Origin of the sequence: Streptomyces yerevanensis (genome assembly GCF_000716805.1) — a bacterium.
Classification (GTDB): domain Bacteria; phylum Actinomycetota; class Actinomycetes; order Streptomycetales; family Streptomycetaceae; genus Streptomyces; species Streptomyces flaveus.
The window spans coordinates 1-1,010 of the sequence record NZ_JNWJ01000197.1 but is presented as its reverse complement, the minus strand read 5'-3'; the positions used below and the strand labels follow the sequence as shown (position 1 = coordinate 1,010).

Below are 1,010 nucleotides of genomic sequence, written 5' to 3'. Positions count from 1 at the left end.
CTCTTGTTGGGGTGGGTGGATCAGTGCTGGGGCCGGGCAGGCGCGTCTTATGGTGCGGCGACACGAACTGACCGACGCGCAGTGGCAGAAGATCGAGCCGTTGCTGCCCGCCAACGGCAGGCCCGGCGGGCAGTGGGCCGATCACCGTAAAGTGATCAACGGGGTGCTGTTCAGGGCCCGTACCGGGGTGCCCTGGCCGGACCTACCCGAACGCTACGGCCCCTGGCAGACCGTCTACGAGCGGCACCGCCGCTGGTCGGCGGACGGCACCTGGCAGCAGATCCTGACCGAGTTACAGATCGAGGCTGACGCCACCGACCCCGACGGCCAACTGGCCAAGGCCATCGAGGAGGAGCACCTGCAGCGCGTACAGGAGTGGGCGGTGAACATCGACTCCACCTCCTGCCGGGCACATCAGCACGCCGCCGGGGCCCGCCACCGGCCGCCGCGCGACTTCCCGCAAAAGGGGGCGGTGCGCGTGTGGAGGCCGATGGACGGGAGGCACTGGGGCGCTCACGGGGCGGACTGACCAGCAAGATCCACCTGCTGTCCGACGACCGGGCCCGCCCGCTGACCTGGCAGACCTCTCCGGGCCAGCGGGGCGACAGCCCCATGTTCATCCACGTACTGGACGGCTTACGGATCCAGCGGCGCGGACCCGGCCGGCCACGCAGCCGTCCCGATCGCGTCCGCGGCGACAAGGCGTACTCCAGCCGCGACAACCGCGCCTATCTGCGGCGACGGGGCATCAAGGCCACCATCGCCCAGCCCGACGACCAGCGGGCCAACCGCAGGCGCAAGGGCCAGGCCGGCGGACGCCCACCGGCCTTCGACAAGGCCCAGTACCGCCGCCGCAGTGCCGTCGAGCGATGCGTCAACAAGTGGAAGCAGTACCGCGCTGTCGCCACGCGGTACGACAAACGCGACTACATCTTCAACGGCACCCTGACCGTCACGGCCGTCGTCATCTGGCTCCGAGACATCGTCCAAGAGCCATCAGAAACGCCCTA

At 69.6% G+C, this 1,010-nt stretch carries 1 protein-coding gene; it reads left to right on the top strand.

Translation table 11 applies throughout. The annotated features are described in order from the left end of the window. Positions 1 to 49: 49 nt before the first annotated feature. Positions 50 to 1,010, top strand: a protein-coding gene (locus OP79_RS53535) for an IS5 family transposase (protein ID WP_425428700.1) whose coding sequence is annotated in 2 segments (ribosomal slippage) — positions 50 to 443 and positions 443 to 1,010 — 962 coding nt annotated over the 2 segments. Because the reading frame shifts where the segments join, the coding sequence is not laid out codon by codon here. This gene is flagged as partial in the annotation.